Genomic DNA, 2,450 nt, shown 5'->3' on the forward strand with positions numbered 1-2,450 from the left:
ATAAGGATTATTTTGTGAAGGAAGTAAATGCCAGGGTATTGCCATTTACGACGTTTGCGGGTGAGGTACTAATGGTCTAGGCCACTAAAAACAACTGAGTTGCTAAAGGTGAGTTGTGTCAAATTGTGAATTAATATTGAAAGTAATGGGCGGTTGCTTTTTGGTTCCTTATGGTTGCCGCCTCTTTTTTTGTTTTTGCCACGAAATCACACTGACCCACACGAACTTTACGATGTTATATATGTCGGAAAGAGTTGGTGGTGAGTTTTTTCTTTTTTGCTGTAGGGCGGATGATCAAGCGAGGCTTTCTGGGGTGTTGTTAAGCATCGATCGTGTCGATGTCTTGCCAGCTAACGATGTTTATTTGTTCCTGTCTTCTTGTTTCGTTTCCTCCATAGAGTAGACACTACTGGATTGACTTATTGTATTAATTAATTCGAAATTTTGGCTCCCCGTAATAATAAATTTTCCGTTTTTTTTACTAGAGTCAACGTCCACCTGGATATATGAGATGAGATCCGGAACTCTTTGGGCCTCATCAATGATTGCGCCATCAGGGAACTGGTTTAAAAAACCTTTTGGGTCTCTAGAGGCAAAATTTCGATCTTCGATACTTTCTAAATTGGTATATTTCATATCGGGGAAAAGCATTTTGCGGAAGGTTGTTTTCCCTGACTGGCGTGGGCCTGTAATTGTGACGACTGGGTACTGTTTTGAGTACTGAAGGATTTTAGGAGCGACATCTCTATCTATCATGGCTGGGAGTCTTTAATTGTTAATTTGGTGCTATTCATGATTCCAACCAATGAAGATGTCTCTTGGCGCAGTTGAACCACGAAAAACACAAAAACAAAGATTAATCTTTTGTGTGTGCCTTTCGTGGTTCATTTGGTAGGTTGGGTAGAGTTCTGCGAAACCCAACATTTACAGATGCAAGAAAACTCGATCAACTTGATTCTGGCTGGATTCTTGAGGAACTTCGTGTCCCTTCTCGGGAATATGATCGAGTCGTTGAATGGAAATAGAAAAGAAGAATATAGTATTTGAATAAAATTATCCTGGTTCGGTTGTGCCAGGCTTAAAGCTTGGAACCTTGAGAAAAAGAGGTGGTGACCGGTCGTCGTATAACTACGATACCACTCGGTTGCCGCCTCTTTTTTTTGTTTTTGCCACGAACACACACAGACTCACACGGAAAAAATATATATAATCTGGCGGGGTTTAGCTCAGTGTGTGTTGGTCTGTTTTACCGGACTTAAAGCTTGGAACCTTGAGGGAAAGAGGCGGTGACCATGTGGTTGCCGCCTCTTTTTTTTGTTTTTGCCACGGATCCACAGGAACACATCTGAACGGGTGTGGTCGAGATTTGGGTTGACCAGAAAATTATCTCGACTATAATGGGGTTGACCGGAAAATTGTCCTATTTTCTTGCAGGTGTATATATGGAAAGGTATTTGACCCCCAACATTATTGACGATTTAAAGCAAAAGATGGTGTTTGTCGGTGGGCCAAGGCAGGTTGGCAAAACGACTCTTGCCTTAGATATTTTAGGTGGAGATGAAACAGATCCGGCCTATTTGAACTGGGACTATCTGGGAGATAAAAAAGACCTCATAAAGGGTAAACTCCCGGTGAATGCTCCTCTTGTCGTTCTTGATGAGATTCACAAATATAGAGAATGGCGGAATCTTGTTAAGGGGTTTTATGATAAAAATAAGTCGAAAATTTCTTTTCTTGTGACGGGTTCTGCCAGGTTGGATTATTACCGTAAAGGCGGGGATTCTTTGCAGGGCCGGTATCATTATTACAGGCTGCACCCTTTTTCTTTGTATGAGCTTAACCGGGCACCATCAAAAAATGATCTTGATGCCCTTATGCATTTTGGCGGTTTTCCTGAACCGTTTCTTGGCCAATCAGAAAAAGGATGGAAGCGGTGGCAGCGAGAGCGTCTATCCCGTGTTATTATGGAAGATCTTGTGTCTTTGGAGCAGGTTAAAGAAATTAGCCAGCTGGAGGTCCTTGCTCTGTTGTTGCAGGAAAAAGTGGCCTCTCTTCTCTCCATTAATTCTCTTCGTGAGGATCTTTCAGCCTCCCATGAGGCTGTGGATCGGTGGGTCACGATTTTTGAAAACATTTATTATTGTTTCCGAATCAGACCGTATGGCTCAAAAAAAATAAACGCCCTGAAGAAGGATAGAAAATTATTCCTCTGGGACTGGTCTCTTTGTGTGCATGAAGGTGCAAGGTTCGAAAATCTGGTTGCAGCTAATCTCTTGAAGTATTGCCATTTTGTGGAGGATACAAGCGGAGAGGCTATGGAGCTTTGCTATTTGAGAGACAAGAACAAGAGAGAAATTGATTTCGTGGTTTTGAAAAATAATCAGCCTGTTTTTGCTGTTGAATTTAAGACAGGTGAGGGAGATGTGAGCAAGAATATTTCATACTTTTAT

General features: G+C 41.8%; 2 protein-coding genes. One reads left to right on the forward strand and one right to left on the reverse strand.

The window, feature by feature from the left end:
• Positions 1-360: 360 nt before the first annotated feature.
• Positions 361-756, reverse strand: a complete 396-nt coding sequence (locus tag HQK80_16390) for an AAA family ATPase (GenBank protein ID MBF0223769.1) — start codon at positions 754-756, stop codon at positions 361-363.
• A gap of 641 nt (positions 757-1,397) precedes the next feature.
• Between HQK80_16390 and HQK80_16395 the strand changes: the two genes are divergently transcribed.
• Positions 1,398-2,450 (forward strand): ATP-binding protein (locus tag HQK80_16395; protein MBF0223770.1); only part of this gene is annotated, 1,053 nt, incomplete at its 3' end.

It is taken from the genome of Desulfobulbaceae bacterium (assembly GCA_015231515.1).
Lineage (GTDB): Bacteria > Desulfobacterota > Desulfobulbia > Desulfobulbales > VMSU01 > JADGBM01.

Excerpts from the sequence above, each read along its gene's own strand:
- HQK80_16390 (MBF0223769.1), bottom strand. The coding sequence starts at position 756 with ATGATAGATAGAGATGTCGCTCCTAAAATCCTTCAGTACTCAAAACAG.